This is a genomic window from Streptomyces sp. SID11385 (assembly GCF_010548245.1).
Taxonomy (GTDB): domain Bacteria; phylum Actinomycetota; class Actinomycetes; order Streptomycetales; family Streptomycetaceae; genus Streptomyces.
On record NZ_JAAGLR010000083.1, the window covers coordinates 1 to 2,727 of the forward strand.

General features: G+C 76.1%; 3 protein-coding genes. 1 reads left to right on the top strand and 2 read right to left on the bottom strand.

The annotated features are described in order from the left end of the window. Window positions 1-538, top strand: a 538-nt coding sequence (locus G3I42_RS02965; protein WP_164282287.1) for a protein phosphatase 2C domain-containing protein, incomplete at its 5' end; no start/stop codon positions are given. Between the two features lie 33 nt (window positions 539-571). On the opposite strand, the gene G3I42_RS02970 is transcribed toward G3I42_RS02965, so the two are convergent. Then, complete coding sequence (locus tag G3I42_RS02970; RefSeq protein ID WP_164282288.1) at window positions 572-1,660, bottom strand: glutamate--cysteine ligase; 1,089 nt, start codon at window positions 1,658-1,660, stop codon at window positions 572-574. A 159-nt stretch (window positions 1,661-1,819) separates the two neighbouring features. After that, window positions 1,820-2,530 (bottom strand): DUF4232 domain-containing protein, encoded by a 711-nt coding sequence (locus G3I42_RS02975; protein ID WP_164282289.1) that lies wholly within the window; start codon window positions 2,528-2,530, stop codon window positions 1,820-1,822. Window positions 2,531-2,727 lie beyond the last annotated feature (197 nt).

Below are 2,727 nucleotides of genomic sequence, written 5' to 3' on the forward strand. Positions count from 1 at the left end.
CCGCTTCGCCGAGGGGCCCGAGCCCGCGCCCGGCACGCTCCTCGGCGCGCTCGCGGACGCCGTCGACGAGGCCGCCCGCAAGGTGCCCGCGCAGGCCGGGACGACGCTCACCGCGCTGCTCCCCGCCGGTCCGCGCCTCGCCCTCGTCCACCTCGGCGACACCCGCGCGTACCTCCTGCGGGACGGCGCCCTGCGACGTCTCACGCACGACCACACCCTCGTCCAGGCGCTGGCCGACGAAGGCCGCCTCACGGAGCGGGAGGCCGCCACTCATCCCCAACGTGCCACGCTGGTACGGGCCTTGACGCCTCCGGTCGCCCGTCCCGACCTCCAGCTCCGCACCCCGCGCACCGGCGACCGCTACCTCGTGTGCTCCGACGGCCTCACCACCACCGTCCCCGAGCCCGCCATCCGCCGTACGCTGCGCGAGACCGCGACGGACCCGGCCCGCGCGGCCCGCGCGCTCGTCTCCCTGGCCCGCCGGGCGGGCGGGCCCGACAACGTGAGCTGCGTGGTGGCGGACGTCTCTACGGGCTGACGCGCCCCCCGGGGCCGCTCCCCGCCGGGCTCCTCACTCCCCCACCGTGTGGCGCGCGCACTCGCGGACGACGTCGCCGAGGCTGCCCGTCCGCTCGTAGGCCGCGCGCTGGAGGCGGGCGCCGTTGCCCTCGTGCAGGAGGCGGGCCGTCTCGGCCTCGGCCAGGTCGAGGTCGCCGTTCTCCTTGAGGGCGTCGCGGGTGTGGGCGAGGAGCGCCGCGACGACCTCGGTGGGGGTGGCGGGGGTGTGGTGGACGGGGTGGAGGAGGTCGCCGTCGAGGCCGGAGCGGGCGGCCTGCCAGGAGGCGAGGCGCAGCACGGCGGTGGGGACGGGCGCGGGCGGCACGCGCCCGGCCGCCTCGCGCGCGGCCGTGTCCACGAGGGCGCGGCACAGGGCGGCGAGGAGCGCGGGGGTACGGGCGTCGAGGCACACGTCGGCGACGCGGATCTCGACCGTGGGCCAGCGGTGCGAGAGGCGGGCGTCGAAGTAGACCATCCCCTTGTCGCGCAGCACGCCCGTGCCGAGCATCGCCTCCACCTGGGCGTCGTACGCCTCCGGGCCGCCCATGACGTCGTACGGGCCCGCCGAGGGCCAGCGGTTCCAGACCCGGGCGCGGTGGCTCCCGTAGGCGGTGTCCTTGCCCTGCCAGAACGGCGAGTTGGCGCTGAGGGCGAGGAGCGGGGGCAGCCAGGGGCGGATGCGGTCCAGGACGGCGACGCCCTCCGCGTCGGAGGCGACGGAGACGTGCACGTGGCAGCCGCACGTCAGCTGCTCCTGGGCGAGGGCGCCGAACTTGTCCGTGACCCAGCGGTAGCGCTCCCCGTCGTTGACCTGCGGGCTCACCGGGAGCGGCGAGGTCGCGAGCGCGGCCACCCGCGCGCCCGCGCGGCGGGCGAGCGCGTCCGTGGTGGTGCGCAGCCGCTTGATCTCCTCGGCGAGCGCGTCGACGTCGGCGCACGGGCTCGTCGCGAACTCGATCTGCTGACCGTGCAGTTCACTCTCCACCGAGGACTCCCGGGGCGCCGCGTCGGCCGAGGCGAGCACCGCCGCCGCCCGCGCCTTGGGCTCCCCCGTCGCCTCGTCCACGAGCAGAAGTTCTTCCTCGACCCCGACCGTCCGCACCCGACACCGCCTCTCCGCCGTCCCGCCATTCGGTCCGTCACCACCGGTTGCCCCGCGCGAGGGCTTTTGAAGCGGGGAAGGCGGCGGGACGTGGCGGGAGTGCGGCGGGACGTCGCGGGAGTGCGGCGGGGACGCGGCTCGGGGTGAGTCCCCCGCGGCTCAGCCCTCGCCCTGCCCGATGCTCCCCATCGGGCCGATCACGACGCTCTGCCCCTTGTCGCTGTCCGAGACCGGCAGCGAGGGCTTGCCCGGCCAGGCGAGCTTCACGGAGTGCGTCTCGTCGGGCGGGGTGACGGTGAGGCCCGTGATGCGCACGCCGCTGCCGCCGGTCTTGTTGACCGGGTACATGACGGGGGCGTACGTCTTCTCGCCCGGCTTCAGCACCACCGGGTGGTCCGGGACGGACGCCTTGATGCCGCGCTCGGCGGAGAGCGAGCCCGCGTTGGTGCTCAGGTCCGCGCCCGCGTACGCGTTGAGGGAGCAGGGGGCGCTGCCGCTGTTCTCGAAGGTGATCGCGACGGTGGCCGGGTCGTCGTCGCCGATCGTGGCGTCGGAGGCGGAGATCTTGAGGTTGCTCGTCAGGCACTTGCCCGTCTTGGCGCTCGTGCCCCCGCCGGAGGAGCCGGCCGACGAGCCCGAGGAGCCGGAACCGGAGGAACCCGTGGAGCCGGACGTGGCCGAGGAGTCGCCGCCGGTCGAGGCGGACGGCTGCGCGGAACCCGGCTCGCTCGCGGGGGCCGAGGAGTCGGCGGCGTTGCTCCCCGCCACCGAGGCGGCCTTGTCGTCGCCGCCGTCGTCGCTCTGGCAGGCGGTGAGCGTGAGACCGGTGAGGACGGCGAGGGTGGCGAGGGCGAGCTTGCGGGAGTGCATTTCGGATTCCTCCGTCATGTGGGGGGACGTGCCGTCGAGCGCTTACGTGGACAGGGACCCCGTGGACGCCCCCGGCCGTTCCCGCCGCCTCCGGCTCGGAACGGCCTCGTGACAACCTCGCGACACTCCGCCCACACACAGGCCGCACCCGCGCGCCCCGGACCGCGCCCGCCGCGCCCGGCCCCCGCGCCGCCCGG